Origin of the sequence: Streptomyces zinciresistens K42 (assembly GCF_000225525.1) — a bacterium.
Lineage (GTDB): Bacteria > Actinomycetota > Actinomycetes > Streptomycetales > Streptomycetaceae > Streptomyces > Streptomyces zinciresistens.
The window spans coordinates 1-21,556 of the sequence record NZ_AGBF01000066.1 but is presented as its reverse complement, the minus strand read 5'-3'; the positions used below and the strand labels follow the sequence as shown (position 1 = coordinate 21,556).

At 73.6% G+C, this 21,556-nt stretch carries 20 protein-coding genes and 1 pseudogene; 13 read left to right on the top strand and 8 right to left on the bottom strand.

What is annotated here, in order from left to right:
- The first annotated feature begins 258 nt into the window (after positions 1-258).
- From SZN_RS19175 to SZN_RS19145, 7 genes are all read left to right on the top strand, one after another.
- A complete protein-coding gene (locus SZN_RS19175; RefSeq protein ID WP_007497513.1) occupies positions 259-1,290 on the top strand; it encodes a beta-ketoacyl-ACP synthase III in 1,032 nt (343 codons plus the stop codon).
- Positions 1,291-1,326: 36 nt separating this feature from the next.
- Entirely contained in the window at positions 1,327-1,611 is a 285-nt protein-coding gene (locus SZN_RS19170; RefSeq protein ID WP_007497510.1) for an acyl carrier protein, read from the top strand.
- Positions 1,608-2,918: a beta-ketoacyl-[acyl-carrier-protein] synthase family protein gene (locus SZN_RS19165; protein ID WP_078508728.1), complete on the top strand. Its 1,311-nt coding sequence runs from the start codon at positions 1,608-1,610 to the stop codon at positions 2,916-2,918. The genes SZN_RS19170 and SZN_RS19165 overlap by 4 nt, the downstream gene beginning before the upstream one ends.
- Before the next feature lie 9 nt (positions 2,919-2,927).
- Complete coding sequence (locus SZN_RS19160) at positions 2,928-4,277, top strand: cation:proton antiporter (protein WP_007497507.1); 1,350 nt, start codon at positions 2,928-2,930, stop codon at positions 4,275-4,277.
- Positions 4,278-4,317: 40 nt separating this feature from the next.
- Positions 4,318-4,713: a hypothetical protein gene (locus SZN_RS19155; protein ID WP_139063560.1), complete on the top strand. Its 396-nt coding sequence runs from the start codon at positions 4,318-4,320 to the stop codon at positions 4,711-4,713.
- A gap of 57 nt (positions 4,714-4,770) precedes the next feature.
- Positions 4,771-5,397 (top strand): carbonic anhydrase, encoded by a 627-nt coding sequence (locus SZN_RS19150; protein ID WP_078508726.1) that lies wholly within the window; start codon positions 4,771-4,773, stop codon positions 5,395-5,397.
- A 930-nt stretch (positions 5,398-6,327) separates the two neighbouring features.
- Entirely contained in the window at positions 6,328-7,101 is a 774-nt protein-coding gene (locus SZN_RS19145; RefSeq protein ID WP_007497504.1) for a thioesterase II family protein, read from the top strand.
- On the opposite strand, the gene SZN_RS19140 is transcribed toward SZN_RS19145, so the two are convergent.
- Positions 7,098-7,679, bottom strand: coding sequence for a hypothetical protein (locus SZN_RS19140; RefSeq protein ID WP_007497503.1), 582 nt, complete (start codon positions 7,677-7,679; stop codon positions 7,098-7,100). The two genes, SZN_RS19145 and SZN_RS19140, sit on opposite strands and share 4 nt — an antisense overlap.
- Positions 7,680-7,783: 104 nt before the next feature.
- Positions 7,784-8,359, bottom strand: coding sequence for a TerD family protein (locus SZN_RS19135; protein WP_007497502.1), 576 nt, complete (start codon positions 8,357-8,359; stop codon positions 7,784-7,786).
- Between the two features lie 506 nt (positions 8,360-8,865).
- Between SZN_RS19135 and SZN_RS19130 the strand changes: the two genes are divergently transcribed.
- Positions 8,866-9,258, top strand: coding sequence for a VOC family protein (locus SZN_RS19130; RefSeq protein WP_007497501.1), 393 nt, complete (start codon positions 8,866-8,868; stop codon positions 9,256-9,258).
- 166 nt (positions 9,259-9,424) lie between these two features.
- Entirely contained in the window at positions 9,425-9,556 is a 132-nt protein-coding gene (locus SZN_RS43215) for a hypothetical protein (protein WP_007497500.1), read from the top strand.
- A gap of 122 nt (positions 9,557-9,678) precedes the next feature.
- Here the strand turns inward: SZN_RS43215 and SZN_RS19125 are convergent, their stop codons facing one another.
- Positions 9,679-10,149: a GreA/GreB family elongation factor gene (locus tag SZN_RS19125; RefSeq protein WP_007497499.1), complete on the bottom strand. Its 471-nt coding sequence runs from the start codon at positions 10,147-10,149 to the stop codon at positions 9,679-9,681.
- Between the two features lie 88 nt (positions 10,150-10,237).
- Complete coding sequence (pgm, locus tag SZN_RS19120) at positions 10,238-11,878, bottom strand: phosphoglucomutase (alpha-D-glucose-1,6-bisphosphate-dependent) (RefSeq protein ID WP_007497498.1); 1,641 nt, start codon at positions 11,876-11,878, stop codon at positions 10,238-10,240.
- A 146-nt stretch (positions 11,879-12,024) separates the two neighbouring features.
- Between pgm and SZN_RS19115 the strand changes: the two genes are divergently transcribed.
- Complete coding sequence (locus tag SZN_RS19115) at positions 12,025-12,669, top strand: class I SAM-dependent methyltransferase (protein ID WP_007497497.1); 645 nt, start codon at positions 12,025-12,027, stop codon at positions 12,667-12,669.
- A 352-nt stretch (positions 12,670-13,021) separates the two neighbouring features.
- Here SZN_RS19115 and SZN_RS19110 read toward each other — a convergent pair whose 3' ends face one another.
- A complete protein-coding gene (locus tag SZN_RS19110; protein WP_007497496.1) occupies positions 13,022-14,446 on the bottom strand; it encodes a Gfo/Idh/MocA family protein in 1,425 nt (474 codons plus the stop codon).
- 307 nt (positions 14,447-14,753) lie between these two features.
- Between SZN_RS19110 and SZN_RS19105 the strand changes: the two genes are divergently transcribed.
- Complete coding sequence (locus tag SZN_RS19105; RefSeq protein ID WP_007497495.1) at positions 14,754-15,398, top strand: hypothetical protein; 645 nt, start codon at positions 14,754-14,756, stop codon at positions 15,396-15,398.
- 166 nt (positions 15,399-15,564) lie between these two features.
- The gene (locus tag SZN_RS19100; protein WP_007497494.1) at positions 15,565-16,701 is read left to right on the top strand and encodes a hypothetical protein; all 1,137 of its coding nucleotides are present in this window, start codon (positions 15,565-15,567) and stop codon (positions 16,699-16,701) included.
- 31 nt (positions 16,702-16,732) lie between these two features.
- Here SZN_RS19100 and SZN_RS19095 read toward each other — a convergent pair whose 3' ends face one another.
- The 3 genes from SZN_RS19095 to SZN_RS19085 form a co-directional block, all read right to left on the bottom strand.
- Entirely contained in the window at positions 16,733-18,310 is a 1,578-nt protein-coding gene (locus tag SZN_RS19095) for a serine/threonine-protein kinase (RefSeq protein WP_007497493.1), read from the bottom strand.
- Positions 18,307-19,101 (bottom strand): hypothetical protein, encoded by a 795-nt coding sequence (locus SZN_RS19090; RefSeq protein WP_007497492.1) that lies wholly within the window; start codon positions 19,099-19,101, stop codon positions 18,307-18,309. Before SZN_RS19090 ends, SZN_RS19095 begins: the two co-directional genes overlap by 4 nt.
- A 401-nt stretch (positions 19,102-19,502) precedes the next feature.
- Positions 19,503-20,993: a CehA/McbA family metallohydrolase domain-containing protein gene (locus SZN_RS19085; RefSeq protein ID WP_007497491.1), complete on the bottom strand. Its 1,491-nt coding sequence runs from the start codon at positions 20,991-20,993 to the stop codon at positions 19,503-19,505.
- 257 nt (positions 20,994-21,250) lie between these two features.
- Between SZN_RS19085 and SZN_RS42700 the strand changes: the two are divergent.
- Positions 21,251-21,556, top strand: a pseudogene (locus tag SZN_RS42700) (hypothetical protein); the annotation flags it as partial.

Below are 21,556 nucleotides of genomic sequence, written 5' to 3'. Positions count from 1 at the left end.
CCTACTCAAGTGGGTTCTTGGAATGAGCCGCAGTGAAGCACGGCGGCGTGCGACCGGGCAATGAAATTCTGGCCAGCCGAGGCCAGATCTGCCCGGAGAAACGCTCTGAACTGCGCAGATGCTGATCTATATGACAGTCATTCCCATCTGCGAGTCGTTAATGGTAGTCGTTTTCAAGGTTTCTGAATGAATTCAGACGGCCTGTGGAAATACTCAGGAGGCCGTGTTACTTTCGACCGCCGAAGGAGGTGATGAGTCATGCAGAAGAGTGCTGTGCTCTGCGGTCTCGGCGCCTATCTGCCGGAAACGGTGGTGACCAATGACGACCTCGCGGAAATCATGGACACCACCGACGAGTGGATAACCAGCCGAACCGGAATCCGGGAACGCCGAGTCGTCGGACCCGGCATCTCCACCGGAGACCTCGCCGTGCGGGCGGGAGCCCGCGCGCTGAAGTCCGCCGGCGGTGAACCCGTGGATCTGGTGATCCTCGCGACGACCACGCCCGACCATCCCTGCCCCGCCACCGCGCCCTTCGTGGCGCACCGGCTGGGCCTGGTGGACACCCCGGCCTGGGACCTGTCCGCCGTGTGCAGCGGCTTCCTGTACGGACTGACCGCCGCGAGCAGCTTCATCGCGGCGGGCGCCGCCCGCCGCGTCCTGCTCATCGGGGCGGACGCGTTCTCCACGATCCTGGCGCCGGCCGACCGCGGCACGAGGCCCATCTTCGGCGACGGCGCCGGAGCAGTCGTCCTGCGCCCCGGCGACCCCGGCGAACCCGGCGCCCTCGGGCCCTCGGTCCTGGGCAGCGACGGCTCCCTCCGGGAGCTGATCACCGTCCAGGCGGGCGGCTCCCGGGAACCGCTCGACCCGGCCGAACCGGACCAGGAGGGCCGGTACTTCACCATGCAGGGCAGGTCCGTCTTCCGGCACGCGGTCGCACGGATGACGGCCGTCACCGAGGAGGTGCGCGAGCGGGCCGGCTGGCGTCCCGAGGACGTCGACTGCCTCGTCGCGCACCAGGCGAACCGCCGCATCCTCCAGGCGGTCGCCGAACGCCTCGGGCTGCCGATGGAGCGCTGCGCCCTGCATCTCGACCGCGTCGGCAACACCGCCGCCGCGTCCATCCCGCTGGCCATGGCCGACGCCGTCGGCCGCGGCGGACTCCTGCCGGGCCACCGGGTCCTGCTCACCGCCTACGGCGGCGGGGCCACCTGGGGCGCGGCCGCCCTCACCTGGCCGGACATCACACCCCAGCCGGACGGGCGCGAGCGCGCCTCCGAGGGCTGACGACCACCACACCGCACCACGACCGAAGGGAACACCGTGACCGCCTCCGCGCACCCCTCCGCCGAGCAGCTTCAGGACCAGCTGCGTTCCGAACTCGTCACACGATTCGGTGTCGAGGACACCGACGTCACTCCGGAGACGACCTTCGGAGAACTCGGGCTGGACTCCCTGGCGCTGGTGGAACTCTCCGACGTGCTCCAGAGCGTGCTGGAGATCCCCATCGCCGACGACGACTTCAACGGTGAGCAGAAGATCACCGACGTCGTCGCGCTCCTGCGGGGCAAGCTGGCCGAACACGCCGGCGCGCAGGGCCGGGCATGAGCCACGCGCCGCGCACCCGGGCTGTCGAGGGGACAGCCACGACTGCCGGGCCGTCACGGGGCGGCCCGAGCGGGCGGCGCCGAACAGAGCCCTTCCACGCCGCCATCACCGGCATCGGCATGATCACCGCCGGCGGTCCGGACACGGCCCGCACCTGGGAGGCCGTGGTCCAGGGCCGCCCCACCACCGCGCTGATCCCGGAGCTGGCCGGCATGCCCGTCCAACTGGCCTGCCAGGCAACCGCGTTCGACGGGGACGCGGTCCTCGGCCGGCGCGCGGCCTGGCGGCTGGACCGCTGCACCCAGATGGCGCTGGTCGCCGGCCGCGAGGCGGTCGCCGACGCCGGTCTCGACCCGGCGGGGTGGGACGGCGCCCGGGTGGGCACCGTCCTCGGCTCCGCGCTCGGCGGCATCGGCACCTGGCAGCGCGAGTACGACCGGCTGCGCGAGCTCGGCCCCGAGCGGATCTCGCCGCTCACCATCCCCATGTCCCTGCCCAATCTGATCGCCGGTCAGCTGGCGACGGACCTGCGGGCCTGCGGCCCGAGCCTGGTCACCAGCACCGCCTGCGCCTCCGGCACCACCGCGCTCGGCGTCGCCCGCGACCTGCTGCGCCACGACAGCTGCGACGTCGTCATCACCGGAGGGGCCGAGTCCAGCCTCGTGCACTCGGTCGTCGCCGCCTTCGCCCGCGCGGGGGCGCTCTCGCGCAACGCCGAGGACCCCGAACTGGCCTCCCGCCCCTTCGACAAGGACCGGGACGGGTTCGTCATCGCCGAGGCGGCCGCCATCCTGGTGCTCGAACACCCCGACCACGCGCGGGCCCGGGGCGCCCAGGTGTACGCCTACCTCAGCGGATACGGCGCCTCGGCCGACGCCGGCCACGAGACCCGGCCGGACCCGGAGGGGGCGGGCGCCCAGCGCGCGGTCGAATCGGCCCTGCGCGACGCGGAGTTGTTCCCGATCGAGATCGACCACGTCAACGCCCACGGGACCTCGACACCGCTCAACGACCTCGCCGAGGGGCGGATGGTGCGCCGGGTCATCGGCGGGCATCCCCTGGTCACCGCCGCGAAGGGCGTCACCGGCCACTCCCTGGGCGCGGCGGGCGCGGTGGAGGCGGCGCTCACCGCGCTCACCCTCAAGCACCAGGTCGTACCGCCCACGGCCGGGTTGCGCGAGACGGACCCGGCCGTGGATCTCGACGTCGTCCGGGGCACCGCCCGCAAGGAGGCGGTGGAAGCGGCGCTGAGCAACTCGTTCGGCTTCGGCGGACAGAACGCCGCCCTCGTACTCACCCGGGCCTAGGGGGACTTGATGCAGACCGTGCAGCTGGCCGCGGTGGACCCGAACGTGCAGCTGGTCATCGACGTACTGCCCGCCGTCCTCGTCGTCCTGGTCCTCTCCGCCCTGTGCGGGAGACTCTTCGAGAAGGTCGGACAGCCCCGCGTCCTGGGCGAGATGGTGGCCGGCATCCTGCTCGGCCCGACCCTGCTCGGGCGCGTGGCCCCCGGGGTCCAGGACGCGCTGTTCAGCGCCGAGGTGAAACCGGTCCTGTACGTGCTCAGCACGATCGGGCTGACCCTGTTCATGTTCCTCGTCGGCGTCGGCCTGGACCATCACACCGCGCCCAGGGGCTACCAGGGGACCGCGGTGTCCATCGCCGTGGCGAGCATCCTGCCCGCGATGGCCGCCGGGTGCGGGGTGGGACTGCTCTTCTACGACAGCCTGTCGCTGAAGGACGTCAGCCCGTCCATGTTCGCGGTCTTCATCGGCGGCGCCCTGGCCGTGACGGCCTTCCCGATCCTCGCCCGGATGCTCTACGACAACGGCCTGGAGCGCAGCGCGCTCGGCATGCTGGCGCTCCTGGCGGCGGCCGTCGACGACGCGGTCGCCTGGTGCCTGCTGGCCTTCCTGATCGCCTTCCACAAGGGCGGCGGCTTCGACGAGAGCATGCGCACCGTGCTGCTGTCCGTCGTCTTCACGGTCGTGGTGATGACGGTGGGCCGGCGCCTGCTGGCCCGGCTGGGCGAACGCGTCGAGCGCAGCGGCACGCTGACGAGCGGTCAGTTCTGCGTGGTGCTGGTGTCGGTGCTCGGCGCGGGCCTGATCACCGAGCGGATCGGCATCTACGCGGTCTTCGGCGGCTTCCTGGTCGGCCTGGCCATGCCCCGGGGCGCGGTGTTCCGGCGGGCCCTGCGCGAGCGGCTGCTGGACACCGTGCAGGTCCTGCTGGTGCCCATCTTCTTCGCGTTCTCCGGGCTCAACACCAGGATCGCCGGGTTCACCGACCCCGGCACGCTCCTGCCGCTGGCGTCCCTGGTCGCGGCGGCCTTCGTCGGCAAGTACGCCGGCTGCATCGCGGTGATGAGGTGGCGGGGCTTCAGCTGGCGCGAGGGCTCCGCGATGGGCTCCCTGATGAACGCGCGAGGGCTCATGATTCTTGTTTTCATCAACGTGGGATTTGCACAAGGGGTCATTGGCCAGAAGGTGTTCTCCCTGTTGGTGCTGGTCGCCTTGGTTACCACTGCTAGTGCGCTCCCGCTGTGCAAACTGTCCCTGGGCGGAAAGCTGCCCCCGGTGGACGACGATGACCAGAACCGAGCGGTATCCGTTAGCGTGGACAGCCGCACCAGCATGGGAGGTATCAAGCATCCGAGTAGCTGATTAGCAATTCAACTACGTGAAGCCGACGGGGGAAGGCTTAATGGCGCACGCTGGTTTATTTCGCAATCTCATCAGGTGGCTGCTGCCCCTGCTCATGTGCGGACACGCCCTGCTGGGCCACGCCGCACCGCTGACAGAGATCCAGCCACCCACGTCCACGGCCGCAGCGCCGGCCCAGAACAACGAGGGAACCGAGCGGCGGCACGACGACGGTTCCTCGACACCCAGCGCGGTGTGTGAACGCGAGGGCGACGCGACCCTCAAGACGCAGCGGCTGCCGCACCTGTGCGCCGCCGAGCCACCGACGCTGGTCACGCTCACGCGCATGAGGGGAAAGGCCCCCCGTGGTCCACCGTGGCAGCACCTCGCCGTACCTCAGCCGAATCTGCCGCACGACGGCGCCATCCGGCCGAAGCTCCAGATGTGGTTGCTCTGAAACGGTCATGTTCAGACGCGTTCTGCTCGTACATCGCCGCGACAGAGAGACGACATCATGCGTACCCCGCGTTCATCCCGGTCGGCCGTGCCTGCCCAGCGTCCGCGAGGCCGTGACCGGACGGGCAGGGAACTCCCCAAAGTCCTTTTCATCTCGTGCACGGAATCCCGTCTGGTTCCCCAGCGATTCGTCGCCGATCCGGACCAGATGTACGAAGTGCGCAACATCGGGAACATCGTCCTCCCGTACAACCCGCGCATCGTCTCAGGAGACATCGCCACGATCGAATACGCGCTCACCCTGCCGGACCTGAAGGACGTCGTCATTTCGGGGCACTCCGGCTGCGCGGCGGTCGCCGCCCTCCTGGCGCAGAAGAGCGTCTCGTCCTCCATGCGGAGATGGCTCTTCGTCGGCAACTCCCGCACCGCCAGCCGGGAAGCGGTCGGCTCCCGGGCCGGCGCGGACCTCGACGCCGACGCCTACGACCGCGCGGCCCGCGCCCATCTGCTCACCCAACTGGCCAACCTGGCCGGCTATCCCGGTCTGGAGTCGGGCCGCCGGGGCGGGGACCTGCGCCTGCGGGCCCTGTTCCACTCCGCCCAGACCGGCTCCACCGACATCTACTCCCCGCGGGACGACTCCTTCGTCCCGCTGACCCGTCAGGTGCCCAGCGCGGCGCGGTGATCCTCGCTCAGCGGTAAGCCGGGCGCGACGGACCTCCGTCGCGCTCTCACCGGACCCTGTGCGAAAACAGGGCGTCCCGACGGAAGCGACGGAATCGAGCGGCGCCGCCGGTCTCGCGCCGACCAGCCTCACCGCGTACGAAATGCCCGCGCTCCACGGAGAGTCGAACCTCGGCGACGGGCATCCGCGACGGAGCTTCTCGGCCACCCGGCACCCTGGGCTCGGACGAGTTTTGGGGTCGGGCGGTCGGCCGGGCCGTGACCGGTCGGGGTGCGCAGCGGAGCGGGCACGACGTCGTGCCCGGCCGCCGCGGACGGGGGCTGTCGGCACTGATGCTCCGGGCCACGGCGGACAACGCCCGCGCCGGCGGCCGCCTACGCATGGTGGTCCCCGTACGCCCCACGGCCGAGCACCGAGGGCGCCCCGCACGCCGATGGACGCGTACGTGAAGGAGTGCGACGCCGACGGCCTGCCACGCTACCCCTGGCTGCGGACCCATGTGCGGACGCGAGGGCGGATCGTCGCAACCGCCGCCACGTCCATGGGCGTTCCGGGCTCGCTCGGGCAGTGGCGGCGCTGGACGGGGCTGCCCTCCGACCAGGACCGAGGGGTCGTGCTCGTGGGGGACCTCGGCCCCCGCGCACCGCTCCCCGGCCGCCGACCACGCCGTCCACGTCGAGCCCGACGTCTGGACCGTCCGCGACCTCCCGTGGGCGGGCCGGAGCGGGCGGCACCGCGCCGCTCCCGCCACTGGCAACCATTGCCACCACTGCCCTCACACCCCTGAACTGCGCGAACGGCGGCCGGACTTGAGCGTGAGAGCGGCGCAGGAGCGGGTGTCCGCCACGCGGGCCGTTCCCTTCGTACGCTGTGCACGGCCTTGCGGGTCACGATGCCCCCCCCGCAAGGCCGTCATCCGGGGAGGCGGCGATGAGCGGCACGTGGGTCCGGCGCCTGCGCACGGCGGAAGCGGGCGCGGCGGCACAGCTGTTGTGCTTCCCCTGCGCCGGAGGAGCCGCGGGCGGTTACGCCCGTCTCGCGCGCGCCCTCGCGCCGGACCTCGACGTCCACGCGGTCCAGTACCCGGGACGCCAGGACCGGCTCGCCGAGCCGCCCGCGCGCGACCTCGCCGGGATCGTCGACCACGTGGTGCGCGAACTGCCCCTGCACTGCGCCGCGGAGAGGCCGCTGGCCCTGTTCGGCCACAGCATGGGGGCGCTCCTCGCCTTCGAGACGGCCCGCCGCCTGGAGCGCGACCGCTCGCCCTTCGCGCCGGTCCGGCTGTTCCTGTCCGGGCGGGCGTCGCCCGTCCTGGGCCCGCGCGCCGACGACTTCCTGCGCGACGACGCCACCCTGCTCGCGCAGATGCGCCGCCTCGGCGGGGCCGAGCCCCAAGTCCTCGACGACCCGGACATGCGGGACCTGATCATGCCGTCGGTCCGCGCCGACCACGCCCTGCTGATGCGCTACACCTGGGACCGGGGGACGCTGCGGGACTGCCCGTTCACCGTGCTGGTCGGCGACCGGGACCCCGTCGTCACGGTGGCGGAGGCGGACCGGTGGAGGCAGTTGACCTCCGGCCCCACCCGCACCGTCTCCTTCCCGGGCGGCCACTTCTACCTCAACGACCGCGCCCCGGAACTCGCCGCCACCGTCCGGGAAGCCCTGTTCCCGGCGGGCCGGGCGAACGCCTCCGGCGGCTAACCGGCCGGGGGCTCCGCGTGCGTGTACCGCCGCAGGTGCGGGAGCATGCCGTGGCTCAGCAGGGCCCGGTGCCAGGTCAGCCGGGCCTCTTCGAGGCGGGCGGCGGTGGCCGCGGAGGCCCCTCTGCCGCGCAGCGCCGCGACGAGCGCGGCCGGCGCGCTGAGGGCCGCGATCAGCCCGAGCACCCAGCCGGCGGTGATCAGTGAGGCGGCCGTGGGGCCGTCCGGGACCGTCAGCCGGAGCACCTGGCCGAGGAGCAGGAGGGCTGCCGCGGACGCTCCGGCGATCGACGGGGTGAGGACGGCGAGGGCGGGGAGCGGACCGGCTCCTGCCCAGGGGTGCGGGGGTGCCTGCCGTCGCGCGGCGGCGCGCAGAGCGAGGTAGCCGCGGTACTCGTGCCGGGCCGCGGCGGCTATCTCGTCGGCGTGCGCGAGGGCCCCGGCGCGCAGCCGCCGCGCGGTCCGCCCGGTGGGGTCGGAGCGCAGCGCGCTGCGGATGTCCGGGGTGTCGAGGGCCAGGCGCAGCACGGCCTCGAAGTCCGGTCTGTCCTCGGGGCGCAGGGGGAGCGGAGCGACCACGCGGTCTCCTGTCGGTGGGGGCGAACGGGCCGGAACGGGAGGGCGGGGCGGGCGGCCTGCCCGCCGGGCCGCGTGCGCGGGCCCGGCGGGGCGGTCGTGCGGTGTCAGACGTTGACGCCGAAGTCGGCGGCGATCCCGGCGAGACCGGAGGCGTACCCCTGGCCGACCGCGCGGAACTTCCACTCGGCGCCGCTGCGGTAGAGCTCGCCGAAGACCATGGCCGTCTCCGTGGAGGCGTCCTCGGAGAGGTCGTAGCGGGCGATCTCGGTGCCGCCGGCCTGGTTGACGACCCGGATGAAGGCGTTGCGGACCTGGCCGAAGCTCTGGCCGCGGGCCTGGGCGTCGTGGATGGACACCGGGAACGTGATCCGGTCGATGTCGGCGGGCACCGCGGCGAGGTTGACCTTGACGGACTCGTCGTCGCCCTCGCCCTCACCGGTGAGGTTGTCACCGGTGTGCTCGACCGAACCGTCGGGGCTGGTCAGGTTGTTGTAGAAGACGAAGTGCCGGTCGGAGGGCACCTTGCCGGAGGCGTTCAGGAGCAGGGCCGAGGCGTCGAGGTCGTAGTCGGTGCCGGTGGTGGTGCGCACGTCCCAGCCGAGGCCGACCAGGACGGCGGTCAGTCCGGGGGCCTCCTTGCTGAGGGAGACGTTGCCGCCTTTGGAGAGGGAAACTCCCACTGCGTACTCCTCTTGATCGGTCGGTTCCCGTCGGGGCCGGCCCGACGGGCTCCCTGAAAAACTACATCAGTGTAGAAAATGTCAGGGGGCGGGGTGGCCGGGCGGGGCGGATCCGTACCTCCCCGCCGGCGCGCGGACCCGTCGCGGAGGACGGCGCGCACGGCGCTCACGGCCTGCGCGGCGCTCACGGCGTACGCGGCGCTCACGGCGTACGCGGCGCCCGCGCCCGAGGGGGCGGGCCTCGCCCCGCTAGATCCCCCGGCTGTCGTCGGCCGCCGGCGCACCGCCGCCGGCACGCAGGTCGAGCCCGGCACGGACGGGCCGGTGCCGACGTGCGTGCCGGGGGCGGGGCGGCGCCGGCGGGTCGCTCCCGGCGGGCGGTTCCCGTGGCCGGGTGAAGCGGGCGCGACCATCCGGATGCCTCGGGCGCGGCGCGCGGGCCGAGCGGGGAGCGGATGGTGTGCCCTGGGACGTCAGCACCGTGCACACCCGAAGGAGACCACGGCATGTTCGGACAGTCCCAGGCGTTCAGCGGCTTCTCCGTCGACGACCTCGGCGAGGCCCGCCGCTTCTACGGCGAGGTCCTCGGCCTCACGGTGGAGGAAAGGGGCGAGGGGCAGATGCGGATGCTGACGCTCGGGCTCGGCACCGGCGCCCAGGTCTTCGTCTACCCCAAGGCCGACCACACCCCGGCGTCGTTCACGATCCTGAACTTCCCCGTGAACGACATCGAGGCCGCGGTGACCGAGCTGGAGCGCCGCGGCGTGCGCCTCGACCGCGTTCCCGGGTTCGACCACGACGAGCGGGGCGTCGTGCGCGTCGGGAACGGCGGCCCGGCGGCGATCGGCTGGTTCACCGACCCGGCCGGGAACGTCCTCGCCGTCCTCCAGGAGAACTGACCCCGCGCCCTGCCCTCACCACGGCGTGCGCCCCGCGCCCCCGTACCCCGGCTCCGGGTGCGCGCCGCGCGACGCGGCGGCGCGGGAGAAGGACGGCGCGGGAGAAGGACGGCAGTGAGGAGAGCCGACCACCAGCGCTCCCGGACCTCGATCGAGGAGGCCGTGCATGACGCACCGTCACAAGTCCGGCAAGGCTGTGGAGGGCGACCCGGAGCATCGCCACGACAGGTGCCTGCCCCGCCGCCCCGACCAGGACGGACTCGTCAGGCTCACCGCCCGCGAACGCCAGGAGGCGTGACCCGGCGGCCCCCGGCGGAGGGCGCCGAGCCCCCCGGCGGAGGGCGCCGAGCCCCCCGGCGGAGGGCAAGGACGCAGGAGTCAGCCCCGCGTGCGGGGAATCCGGCGTGTCTTCGGGGGCGGTCAGCCGGCCGCTCCCAGGGACACCACCACCGCGGTGGCCGACCCGCCCGGGGCGTGGTAGCGCACGGTGTCCCCGGGGCGGTGGCCCAGCAGCGCGCGCCCGAGGGGGCTGTCGGCGGTGACCAGGGAGTGTTCCGTCGCCATCGTGGTCTCACCGATCTGGAACGTCTCCTCGGCGCCGTCGCCGAAGCGCACGGTGACCGTGCCGCCCACGCCGACCCGGTCGGTGCGCGGCGGTCCCGCGGCCACGGCCGAGCGCAGCCGCGTGGTGATCTCCGCGATACGGGCGTCGACGCGCCGTACGTCGTTCGCGCGCTGCAACTCGTCCGCGGCGTCGGCGAGATCACCCACCGCCGCGTCGGAGTCGCGCAGAGTGCTCGCGACCTTCTCGCGCTCGGCGCGCAGACGGGACAGCTCCTGCTCCAGGGCCTGACGGCCGGCCTCGCTGAGGGGTGCTGGTTCGCTGGACATACCTGCTCCTGAGGCCGGCGACGGACGGGCCGAGCGGTGTTCCTCCCCATTTTAGATACGTCGCGCCGCAGCCCGCCGGGTGGGAGCCTCAGCCGCCGAGCGCGGCCAGCACGACCGACCTGGCCTCCTCCTGGACCCGGGCCAGGTGCTCGGGACCGTTGAAGGACTCCGCGTAGATCTTGTAGACGTCCTCGGTGCCCGAAGGGCGGGCCGCGAACCAGGCGTTGGCGGTGGCCACCTTGATCCCGCCGAGTGCGGCGCCGTTGCCGGGCGCCTCGGTCAGCACGGACGTGACCGGTTCGCCCGCGAGGGTGTCGGCGGTGACCTGCCGCGGCGACAGCTTGGCCAGCAGCGCCTTCTCCGCGCGGGAGGCCGGGGCGTCGACACGGGCGTAGGCCGGGGCGCCGAAGCGGTCGGTGAGCCGCGCGTAGTGCTGCGAGGGCGTGCTCCCGGTGACCGCCGTGATCTCGGAGGCGAGCAGCGCCAGGACGATGCCGTCCTTGTCCGTGGTCCACACCGAGCCGTCGCGGCGCAGGAAGGACGCGCCGGCCGACTCCTCGCCGCCGAAGCCCAGCGAGCCGTCCGACAGGCCCTCCACGAACCACTTGAACCCGACCGGGACTTCGACCAGCCGCCGTCCGACGTCCGCCGCGACCCGGTCGATCATGCCGGACGACACCAGGGTCTTGCCGACTCCGGCGTCCGCCGGCCACCGGTCCCGGTGCGAGAACAGGTACGCGATGGCGACGGCCAGATAGTGGTTGGGGTTCATCAGCCCCCCGTCGGGGGTGACGATGCCGTGCCGGTCGGCGTCGGCGTCGTTGCCGGTGGCGATGTCGAACTGGTCGCGCCGCTCGATCAGCGAGGCCATCGCGTACGGCGAGGAGCAGTCCATGCGGATCCTGCCGTCCCAGTCCAGCGTCATGAACCGCCAGGTGGGATCGGCCAGCGGATTCACCACCGTCAGATCCAGCCCGTGCTGTTCGGCGATCCGGCCCCAGTAGGCGACGGACGCCCCGCCGAGCGGATCGGCGCCGATGCGCACCCCGGCCGACCGGATCGCGTCCAGGTCCAGCACGTTCGGCAGGTCCGCCGCGTAGGCGCCGAGGAAGTCGTGGCGGCCGGTGCCGGGCGCGGCCAGGGCGCGCGCGTAGGGGATGCGCCGTACGTCCTTCATGCCGCCGGAGATGATCTCGTTGGCGCGGTCCTGGATCCAGGACGTCGCCCCGGACCCGGCCGGGCCGCCGCTCGGCGGGTTGTACTTGAAGCCGCCGTCGGCGGGCGGGTTGTGCGAGGGCGTCACCACCACCCCGTCGGCGAGCGCGGAGGCGCGCCCGCGGTTGTGGGTGAGCACGGCGTGCGAGACGGCCGGGGTCGGCGTGTAGCCGTCGGCCTGGTCGACGAGGACGGTCACCCCGTTGGCGGCGAAGACCTCCAGGGCGGTGACCCGCGCCGGCTCCGACAGGGCGTGGGTGTCGGCGCCCAGGAAGAGCGGGCCGTCGGTGCCCTGCGCGGCGCGGTACTCGCAGATGGCCTGGCTGGTGGCGGCGATGTGGTCCTCGTTGAACGCGGCGGCCAGTGACGAGCCGCGGTGCCCCGAGGTGCCGAACGCCACCCGCTGCCCGGGTTCGGCCGGGTCGGGGCGCAGCGCGTAGTACGCCGTGACCAGCCGGGCCACGTCGACGAGGTCCTCGGGTCCGGCGACCTGCCCCGCTCGTGCGTCCTGCATTGCCCAGCTCCTCCGGATGGGTCGGCCATTGACTACGGCCCCCATTCTCCCCCGGCCCGCCCGTGGGGACACGCACCGGCGGCCCGTTGTGGCGCACCCCGGGCCGGTGCGACGATGCAGGCCGGCCCGGCGACAGGGAGGCGGACATGGGGCACGACGAGCAACGGCCGCCCGCCGCCGTGCTGTTCGACGACCTGGGCGCCCGGTACGAGAAGGCGTTCGCGCACGCCCCCGAGCACCTGGCCGCGCTGGACTGGCTCCTGGACCGGCTGCCGCCCGCCGCCCGCACGCTGGACGTCGGCAGCGGCACCGGCCGGCCCACCGCCGCCGCGCTCGTCGCGGCGGGCCACTCGGTGCTGGGGGTCGACGTCTCGCCCGTCATGGTCGCCCTCGCCGCCCGCCAGGTCCCCGGGGCCGAGTTCCGCTGCGCCGACGTCCGCGCTCTGCCGCTCGACGCGGACTCCTTCGACGGTGTCTGCGTGTTCTTCTCGCTGCTCCAGATGACCCGCTCCGAGCAGAGCGCCCTGCTGGCACGGCTGTCCCGGGCCCTGAAGCCCGGCGGCCATCTGGTGCTGGCGACCGTGCCGGCGGACGTGGAGGACGCCGAGGTGGTGTTCATGGGCCGGCCGGTGCGCGCGACGAGCTTCGCCGCGGCGGACCTCGTCGCGGCGGCCGAGGGGGCCGGACTGACCGTGCTGTCCAGCCGGGGCGGCACCTTCACCCCCGACCACCCCGGCGCCGGGCCCGAGCCGCATCTGTTCCTGCGCTGCCGCCGCGCGGCCCCGTCCTGACGGGCGCCGTACACGGGAGCGCCGAACGGCCGTACGCAGGAGGGCGGGAGGAGGGCGAGCGCGGTTGTCCGGCCGCGGAACCTTCCGCGGACGCGGGCGTCCGCGCCGCGGCTGACCGGTTCCGCCCCGCCGGTGGATCCGCCGAACTCCCGCGCACGAAAGGGTTGATGGGTCCCTGTCCCGTCGCCCCGAGGACGTTCCCGCGCGTGCGAGACAACCTTCCCGCACGCGAAACGGTGGAACGGCCCCCTCGTGGCGGCCCGTTGCCCCTGCCCGGGGCCTCACGGGCCCGGCCGGCGCTGAACCGGGCCGCGCGGGTGGGGCCGCGCAGGGCGGGTCCCGCCCGCGCGGCTCAGCCGACGGGAGGCATGTCCGTGGGTTCCGAGTCGAGGCCGGGCCGTGCGGCGGCCCACGCGCCGCGGGTGAAGTCGGGCACCTCCACCGGGTCGCCGCCCCGCGCCAGGGACGCGGCGCTCAGCGGCACCGCCGAGCACCAGACCGCCGAGTCGTACACGTCGATGTCGGGGACCAGCCCGGCGCGCATCAGCTGCACCGTGCGCCACTGCAGGACGTAGTCCATGCCGCCGTGGCCGCCGTTGTTCGCGGCGTCGTCCCCGACCTTCTGCCACAGCCAGTGGTCGAACTCCTTGGCGTAGTCGGCGAAGTCGCGCCAGGTGTGGCCGCCGTGGTCCGGTTCGAGGTAGACGCGTGCGCCCGTCGGGGCGGGCCCGGCGTAGTCCTCGACGATCCCCCGGGTGCCGGCCAGGGTGTTGATCCTGCTGTACGGCCGGGGTGAACTCACGTCGTGCTCGGCCCTGATGACCCGCCCCTTCTCGGTCTCGACGAGACAGGTGACCTGGTCGCCGTTGATGTACGTCTCCTTCCAGGACGGGTGGTCCCGGGGGACGAACCGCGCGCGGTAGTCGGCCAGGCCCCGCGCAGCGGTCGCCGTGGCGCGCAGCGTGCTCATCCGGTCGCCGCGGTTGATGTCCATGGCCGCCGCGATCGGGGCCAGCCCGTGCATGGGATAGAGGGACGCGGTGCTGCGGGTGTGCCACCGGCGCCGCCAGGCGTCGGTGTAGTAGGTGTCGGAGAACAGCAGTTCACGCAGGTCGTGGAGGTAGCCGCCATGGCCGTTGGTGATCTCCCCGAACCGGCCGGCGTGCGCCATCTTGAGCATGGCGAGTTCGTTGCGGCCGTAGCTGCAGTTCTCGGCGAGCATCAGATGCCTGCGGGTGCGCTCGGAGGTGTCGACCAGGTCCCACAGCTGGCGCAGCTCGGTGGCGACGGGGAGTTCGACCATGGCGTGGCGGCCGCTCAGCAGCGCCGCTCTGCCGTGCTCGTGGTGGAACTCCCAGGGCGTGGCCACGTACACCAGGTCGATGTCCTCGCGCCGGAGCATCCGTGCGTAGGAGTCGGCCGATCCGCCGTACTCGGCGGGGCGCGGCTCGCCCTTGCCCGCCAGCTGGTCGGCGACGCGCCTGGCGCGGTCGGCGCGGATGTCGCAGACGGCGGTCACGGTGCAGCCGGGCACGGCCGCCCAGCCCGGGGCCATGCCGGAGCCGCGGTTGCCCAGGCCGATCAGGGCCACGCGGACCGTTCCGCGCGCCGCGAACGGTACGCCGGTCATCGACCTCTGCCCGGGGCGGCGCCGGGGCGCGCGCATCGTCGCGGCGGCGGCGGTGGGGGCGGCGCCGGTCATCCCGGCCGCGAGCGCGCCGGTGGCGACGGCTCCGCCCAGGAGCAGCCGGCGGGAGACAGCGGGTGTTTCGGACATGACGGCAACACTCCTCGGTGGGGTGGTGTGCGGCACTGCCGGGGGCACTGTCGGGACTGTCGGGGCACGACTCTGCGGGTTGTGACGGTCGCATGTCAATACGTGCTCGATATTCGGCTGTTCCGAGCATCATCAAGCATTCATCGAGACGCTGACGATCCGTCAGGTGGGGTCGGGTGTGCCGGGCGGGGCCGGCCGGGGCCCGTCCCGTCGCGTTGTCAGTGCCGGATGTGAGGATGCGGAACGGAAGACGGGGACCCGTCCGCGCGCCGACCGACCGGACCCGCGAGCACCAAGGAGGTCGCCCGTGCACGGAGTCGCTCTCACCGAGCGCGCCATCGAGGCGGTGCGGCGCGATCCGGCGGCCCGCGTCCTGCCCTACGCCCCCGCGCCCTGGGCCGAGGGCGGGGTGCCCCGCCCGCTGTCCGGCGACGCGCTCGCCGCCGCCGTCCTGCCCTCCGGACGCCCCCTGTCGCCCAGCCTGCGGACCTGGCTCGCCCACGACGCCGGACTCCTTGAGCGGCACGGCTGGTTCACCCCGGACGGCCGGCTCGCCCCGCGCCCGCTGGACCGGCTCGTCGGCGACGAGATGAGCCAGGCATGGGCCCCGGACTTCGCGTGGCTGTCCGCCCGCTTCCCGGAGTGCTTCCTCCTGCCCGGCGGATCGGACTCCCGGCGCGTCCTCGCCGTCACCGAACCGGACGCCCGCGGCGAGTACCCGGTGCTCGCCCTCGACCTGGACGACCTGCCGTACCTGGGGCTGATGTACCCGGGCTTCGACGTCTGGCTCGCCGACACGGCAGGCGTCGTGGACCTGGGGAGGCGCGAGACCTACACCGACCTGATGGGCCATCCGTCCTACGGCCCCCGGATGCGCGAGCACGCGGCGCGGTGCTTCGCGGGGGAGAGCGGGGTGCAGTACCCCTTCGAGAGCGCGCCCGGACACGGGTGACCCGCCCCGCGGGGGCGACGCCGGAACCTGTCCCGCCCCCGCCCCTGACACGCGTCAGGACGGTCCTGGCCCGCCGCCCACCTAGGGTCGGGCCGACCCTTCGGACCCGCGTCACGGACGGGCGCGGGCCGTCCCGACCGTGGAGGAGTGACGGGCCTTGAGAAGCGTGTTCCGTTCGATGGCGGCCACGGCGGCCGCCCTGTGCGCGATCGCCGCCGGCGCGGTGCTCGCCCCGCCCGCGCCCCCCGCCCGCGCCGCACCCGCAGCGATCCAGGTCCCGGCCGGAGTGGAGGCCGGGGCGGCCGTGTTCGACCGCCGCACCGGCACGTTCACCGAGGAGTACCGGACCAGCAGCCGCTTCCGCTCCGCCTCCGTCGTCAAACTGCTTCTGGCACTGGACTTCCTGTGGAACAGGGGGCCCGCCTATGCGGTCCCGGCCGCCGACCGGGCCCGCCTGGAGCCGATGCTGCGCAGCAGCGACGACGACGCGGCCAGCTACTACTGGTCGCGGAACGGCGGCTCCGCGATCATCACCCGGATGGCCCGCGAACTCGGCCTGCCGGACACCCAGCCCCCGCCGCCCGGATACGAGGGCTACTGGGGCTACACCTCGCTGTCGGCCCGCGACACCGTCACGATCTACCGCTACCTCCTGGACACGGCACCCGGTCCGGTGCGCGACTTCGTGATGGGCAACCTGCGCGCCTCCACCCGCTGCGCGTCGGACGGCTTCGACCAGCACTTCGGTGTCGCCGGGGCGTTCGCCGAGCCGTGGGCGGTCAAGCAGGGCTGGTCCGGCGCGTTCGGCGCCGGCACCTGCACGGCCGCGCAGCCGCGTACGGCGAAGGCCCCGCGCGCCGCGGCGGCCGCCCCCGCGGCCGAGACCGACCTGACCCGGCCCGCGCTGCACAGCACCGGCACGGTCGGCCCCGACGACCGGTACATCGTCGCGGTCTACACCCTGCACCAGACCGGCACCGCCTACGGCAAGGCGTACACCGACATCGGCCGGCTGACCCGGTCGCTGAACGTCCCGGACGCCGCGCGCCCGGCGGGCCGGTGGTACGGCACCTGGAGCGAGAACGTGAACGTCCGGCCCGACCCCTCCACCACCCGGCCTCCCCTCACCCGGCTCCCGGCGGGGGTCGAGGTCCTCGTCGGCTGCCAGAAGCAGGGCCAGCGGGTCGACGCACCGCCCTACTCCAACGACTGGTGGGCCTATCTGCCCCAGTACGGCGGCTGGATCTCCAACATCTACATCAGCTCGCCCGGGAACCGGCTCCCGGACGTCGGGAACTGCTGAGCCGGGAGGGGTGGACGCCCGCGCCCACCCCTCACCCGCCGTACTCGGAGAGATAGCGCAGCACCTTCGCCACGTGCCCGCGCATCCGCGCCGGAACCCCGCGCTCCTCGATGACGGTGCGGTCGCTCGTGCGGTACCCGGCCGCCATCAGCGCGGGAAGGTCCTCGGCGGGCAGCCGGGCCTGCTTGAACCGCTGGTCGAGCCAGCACACGTACAGGCTCATCGTGGCGATCGCGTCCGGCGGCGAACGGTAGTCCTTGTCGCCGTCCTCGTCGCCGTCGACGGCCCACGCCCTGAAGACCGACGGGGTCCACATGGCGATGCCGTACTCGTCGCTGGCCGGCCGCGACGCCGTGGGGTCGAAGTTGCTCTCCGCCTTGATCATCGCCGCCAGCAGCGCCGGCGTCACCTCGGCGTCCGTGCAGCGCCGGGCCGCGGCGACGATGACGGGGCGCAGCGCGCGCGGGACGTCGGAGCCGGCCGGGATCTCCCCGCTCGCGACGCTCGGCACCCCCGTGCCGCTCGTCGACCCCGCCCGCGCGCCGGACACCGCCGACGGCTCGTCCCGTCCGCCGCCGTCCCCGGAGCCGTCCGGCCCGAGGAGCGTGTACCCCGCGACGGCGGCCGCCACCGCACAGGTCGCACCCAGCGCCGCCACCGGCCACCACCGGCGCCCGGCACGGCGCTCACCCGCGGCCCCGGACAGCGCGTCGACCCGCTCCACCAGACCCGCCGCGCTGTGCGCGAGCCGCGAGGCGTGGTCCGGCCCGAGACAGTCCCCGATCAACTGCCGCCAGCCCTCGGCGAGTCCGGCGTCCAGGCGCAGCGGGGCGCTGCCGCGGGCGTACGACTGCGCGGCCAGCGAGCGGGCGCGGGCGGTGGCGCCGGGGAACGGATGGAGCCCGCCGGTCAGGATCTGGTGGGCCAGCACCCCGAACGCCCAGATGTCGGCGGTCGTGCGCACCACCCTGCCGCCCGCCCCGGTGCGCTGCGACCACCACTCCGGCGGCAGATGGTCGAGGGTGCCCAGCGGCGGCACATAGGCGTGCGTGCCCTCCAGTTCGGTGGCCAGCCCGAAGTCGGCCAGCCACACCTCCCCGTCCGGCCCCAGCAGGACGTTCGCCGGCTTGAGGTCGCCGTGCACCCAGCCGGCACCGTGCATATGGGCCAGCCCGGCCGCCACCCCGCGCAGCAGACGCACCGCGTCCGGCACCGGCCGTCCCGCACCGGCCGCCTCCAGCACCTGGCGCACACTCGCCTCGGCCCGGTCCATCACCAGCGCGATCGACCCGTCCAGCTCGGGAAGTCCGGGCGTGACGACGGTGCACACCGCGCGGGTGCGCACCAGGTGCGGGTGGTCGGCCTCCGTACTGAACCGCACCTCCCGCGCCGCGAGTTCACCGAGCACCGCGCGCTGCCCCGGCGCCAGCGCCCCCGTCGGGAGCACCTTCACCGCCACGACCTCGCCGTCCGCGACCGCGCGCGCCTCGTACACCGTGCCCCAGCCGCCCGAGCCGATGACGGGACCGAGCTCCCAGCCCTCTATCCGGAAACCCTCCGGAAGCCGCGGCGCCCCGGCCGCTCCGTCCGCGCCGTAGGACGAACTCACCTGCCGCCTCCCGAGACCGCGGCGGTCTGCCGGCGCGACGGCAGCAGCGCGAGGTGCTTCTCGCGGACCAGGCCGAAGCGCAGGGCCACCCAGGCCAGCCGGGCCCGCTTGGCCCCGGTGCGCCCGGCGCCGTCCTCGGTGCCGCACTCCTCCTCGACGTCCAGGCGCAGCTTCGCCAGCGTCAGATAGTCGATGTGGTAGTTCACCGCCGACCGGGTCAGATCACGGCACGACTCCAGCGGCCGCAGCCGCTCCGCGATGTCCCCGGCACCCGGCAGGGCGCCGTCGCGCGCGCCGCGCAGCCGCGGCTCGCACAGCGCCACCAGGACCAGGAAGTACTTGGCCGTCACGTCCAGCGCGTAGGGGTGCACGGTCCGTTCGCCCGACCCCGGCGCCACCCGCTCGTCCAGATAGGCGTGTTGGGGGGCGAACACCTTGAACCCGCCGGCCTTCCCCAGGCCCGGCAGGACCACCTGGGAGAACTCGAAGGGCACCGGTGCCCCGAGCCGCCCCGGCGCGACGGTGATGTACTCGCCCCCGCCCTCCAGGTTCTCCACCACGTACGTGGCGCCCCGGCTGAAGTTCGACAGCCGCCAGTAGTCCTCCGCCGCCTCCAGCCGCCCCGCCCGCCGGGAGATCCCCGGATCCGGCAGCACCACGAACGGCTCCGGGGCGCCGGGCGTCCCGCGCCCGAACTCGACCATGTCTCCCGGCCCCAGATGCACCAGGTCGGCCCCGGCCGCGCCTGCCGTCCCGGGCAGACCGGGCGGCTGAACGATGATCGTCTCCACTGTGGAACTCCCCGAGGACAGCCGGGGCCGCGGACTCGGCCCCGCTGGCCGCCCGACGACCCCGCACGCACGCGTGAACGCCACGGCGGCCGGCCTTCGGTGAATGGTCGGTCCACCCCGGCTCGCCGTGCCACGGAAAGCATCACCGCTCACAGGTCCCCACCGCAACACGCGGGACCCCATGCCCGCCATGGGACGGTCCCGTCCCCGATGACATGCCGAAACACCGGAACCCGGGACGGAATCGGCGGCGGTGCGCCGGCTGTCGCCGGGGCGCGCCGCCGCCGCGTCCCTCTTCAGATGAGCTTCAGGCCGGTTTCAGGCGAGTTGTGGACGAGCCCCGGGGGAGCGGGCCCGCCCGTGAATTGCCCGGAACTGGTGCAGGAACCGAGCTGATGGTCCTACCGCACCTGGACGAACACCGGGTTCGAGTAGAACCACAGGTCGTCCCACGGGCTCTCCTGCCCGTCGGCCAGCGGCTCAGCCTCGTCCGTGCTGGTGCCGCGGACCCGGGCGTACACGTCGCTCTCCACGTTGCGCAGGGTGTGGCGGATGACGTACTCGTGCCCGTCCCTGCGCCAGTCGCGGCGGCCGAAGCGCGCCACGACCTTCGTGGTGGGGTTGGTGTCGGAGTCGAGGTTGCTGCTCGGGCCGGTGATCCCGCCGACGATCAGGTCCACCCGGTTGACCTCGGGACGGTCGCCGTTGGCGTTCTTGCCCGCCAGCGGCCGGAAGCGGATCTCGATCTCGACGTCGGTGCGGTTGCGGCGGCTGAGGGTGAGGTTCTCGCCCATGGCGGCACTCCGGCGCTGGCCGGTCGCCGTCAGGTCCAGGGTCGTGATCAGGTCGCCGGTGCCGACCCAGATCCGGCCGTTGCGCAGGCCGTCCATGATGTCGGCGTAGTCCTGCCTGGCGTGCACGTACGTCTTGCTGTACTCGCCCGGCCAGAAGTCGGAGCCGCCGCGCGTCCAGTGCACGTGCGAGTCCGAGGTCGCCGTGATCCACCAGCGGCGTCCCTCGCCCAGCAGCGCGTCCCAGAGCCCGCCGACCCGCGCGGTCATCTGGTCGAAGCCGCCGTGCGTGGGGTAGTTGCCGTAGCTGCCGCGGGCCTCGCCGACGAGCGGGCCGGCCTGGTGGCCGGGGGCGCCCTCGAAGCCGACGTAGATGTCGGGGGCCGCGTTGTTGCCGTTGCGGAACTCGCGCGGGGTGTCCTGGCCGTAGACCCCGAGGCCGGTCGCCGAACGCGACGCGTGGTGCGCGATGACCAGCGGCTTCTGCCGCATGGTCTTCGCCGCCTTCAGGAACTCGATCATCTTGGCCTCGGTGTCGCGGCCCGGGTCCTTCGGGAATGCCTCCTGCTTCGCGAAGCGGCGCTCCAGCTCGTACAGCTGCTGCGCCTCGTCCCTGTGGTGCGGGATCATCAGCGTGTGGTGGTCGAGCGCCGGGGCGTCGAGCTCCATGCCCCAGAACTGCAGCACCTCGGGCACGAGTTCACGCGAGCGCAGCAGGTCGGGGTAGGCCTGCTCCAGGTTGACCTTCGAGTGGTTGGGGCCGCCGTGGTCGGTGCACATGGCCCAGGTGAGGCCGAAGTTCTTGGCCATGATCGCGTTGGTGACGATCGGGTAGACCGCGTCGCCGCCCTTCTGGAACCGGGGCGGGTTGACCGACGTGTCGAACGATCCGCTGTACTCCGAGTGCACGTGGTGGTCGCCCGCGCGCCACACCCTGCCGCGGGAGCCGCCGCCGGGCCGCCCGTCACCCGAGTCCGCCGCGGCGGAACTCGCCGCCAGGGGGCTCGCGGCGACGAACGTCGCGCCCACTCCCGCGTACTTGACCAACTGGCGCCGGGAGACTCCCGAGGCCGTGGATTCGTCGTCCTTCTTGTCCTTCACCGCAATGCCCTTCGTTCGACCGGCGTGAGCACGCCTCGTCGGCAGTCTCGAAGTGCCCGCTGAACGCGGCGTGAACACGCAGCGGACTGTCGCGAACGAGAACGCTGCCGGACCTGTGAAGTCACCGCCGGCGGACACACGGCGGCGGATGCGAACCCGCCAGGGCGGATGCGCGCACAGTTGTACGAGCGACGGAACCGGCCCGAAGGAGCGGATGTGCGGACGGACATGAGGCGGAGGAGGCCGACCTCCCCGCCGTGGGAGGCGGCAAGGGCGGCGGGACGCTCGCCGTGGACGTCGCCCGCGGCGGCGGACGCGGCGCCATGGTGGAACGGGGCATGATCGGCGGCACCCGCATCAACGTCGCCGGCATCCCCACCAGGGCCCTGGTGACCAGCGCGCGGCTCAGGGACGCCCCGGGCCGCGCCGGGGCCGACCGACGGGTCCCGCGTCCCCGCACCGGTCCCGCACGGGTGGGGCGCGCCCGGTCCGGCCGGCGCACGCACCTGCCGGTGCCGGGTGCGCCTCGGCCCGTCCGCGTACCCGGGCTCCCCGGTTCCGCG

What these genes read in the sequence shown, in the direction of transcription:
- SZN_RS19115 (WP_007497497.1), top strand. Translation starts at nt 12,025, where the DNA reads ATGGGGCACGACGAGCAACGGCCGCCCGCCGCCGTGCTGTTCGACGAC.
- SZN_RS19125 (WP_007497499.1), bottom strand. Translation starts at nt 10,149, where the DNA reads ATGTCCAGCGAACCAGCACCCCTCAGCGAGGCCGGCCGTCAGGCCCTG.
- SZN_RS43215 (WP_007497500.1), top strand. Translation starts at nt 9,425, where the DNA reads ATGACGCACCGTCACAAGTCCGGCAAGGCTGTGGAGGGCGACCCGGAG.
- SZN_RS19165 (WP_078508728.1), top strand. Translation starts at nt 1,608, where the DNA reads ATGAGCCACGCGCCGCGCACCCGGGCTGTCGAGGGGACAGCCACGACT.
- SZN_RS19145 (WP_007497504.1), top strand. Translation starts at nt 6,328, where the DNA reads ATGAGCGGCACGTGGGTCCGGCGCCTGCGCACGGCGGAAGCGGGCGCG.
- SZN_RS19110 (WP_007497496.1), bottom strand. Translation starts at nt 14,446, where the DNA reads ATGTCCGAAACACCCGCTGTCTCCCGCCGGCTGCTCCTGGGCGGAGCC.
- SZN_RS19175 (WP_007497513.1), top strand. Translation starts at nt 259, where the DNA reads ATGCAGAAGAGTGCTGTGCTCTGCGGTCTCGGCGCCTATCTGCCGGAA.
- SZN_RS19150 (WP_078508726.1), top strand. Translation starts at nt 4,771, where the DNA reads ATGCGTACCCCGCGTTCATCCCGGTCGGCCGTGCCTGCCCAGCGTCCG.
- SZN_RS19130 (WP_007497501.1), top strand. Translation starts at nt 8,866, where the DNA reads ATGTTCGGACAGTCCCAGGCGTTCAGCGGCTTCTCCGTCGACGACCTC.
- SZN_RS19155 (WP_139063560.1), top strand. Translation starts at nt 4,318, where the DNA reads ATGGCGCACGCTGGTTTATTTCGCAATCTCATCAGGTGGCTGCTGCCC.
- pgm (WP_007497498.1), bottom strand. Translation starts at nt 11,878, where the DNA reads ATGCAGGACGCACGAGCGGGGCAGGTCGCCGGACCCGAGGACCTCGTC.
- SZN_RS19160 (WP_007497507.1), top strand. Translation starts at nt 2,928, where the DNA reads ATGCAGACCGTGCAGCTGGCCGCGGTGGACCCGAACGTGCAGCTGGTC.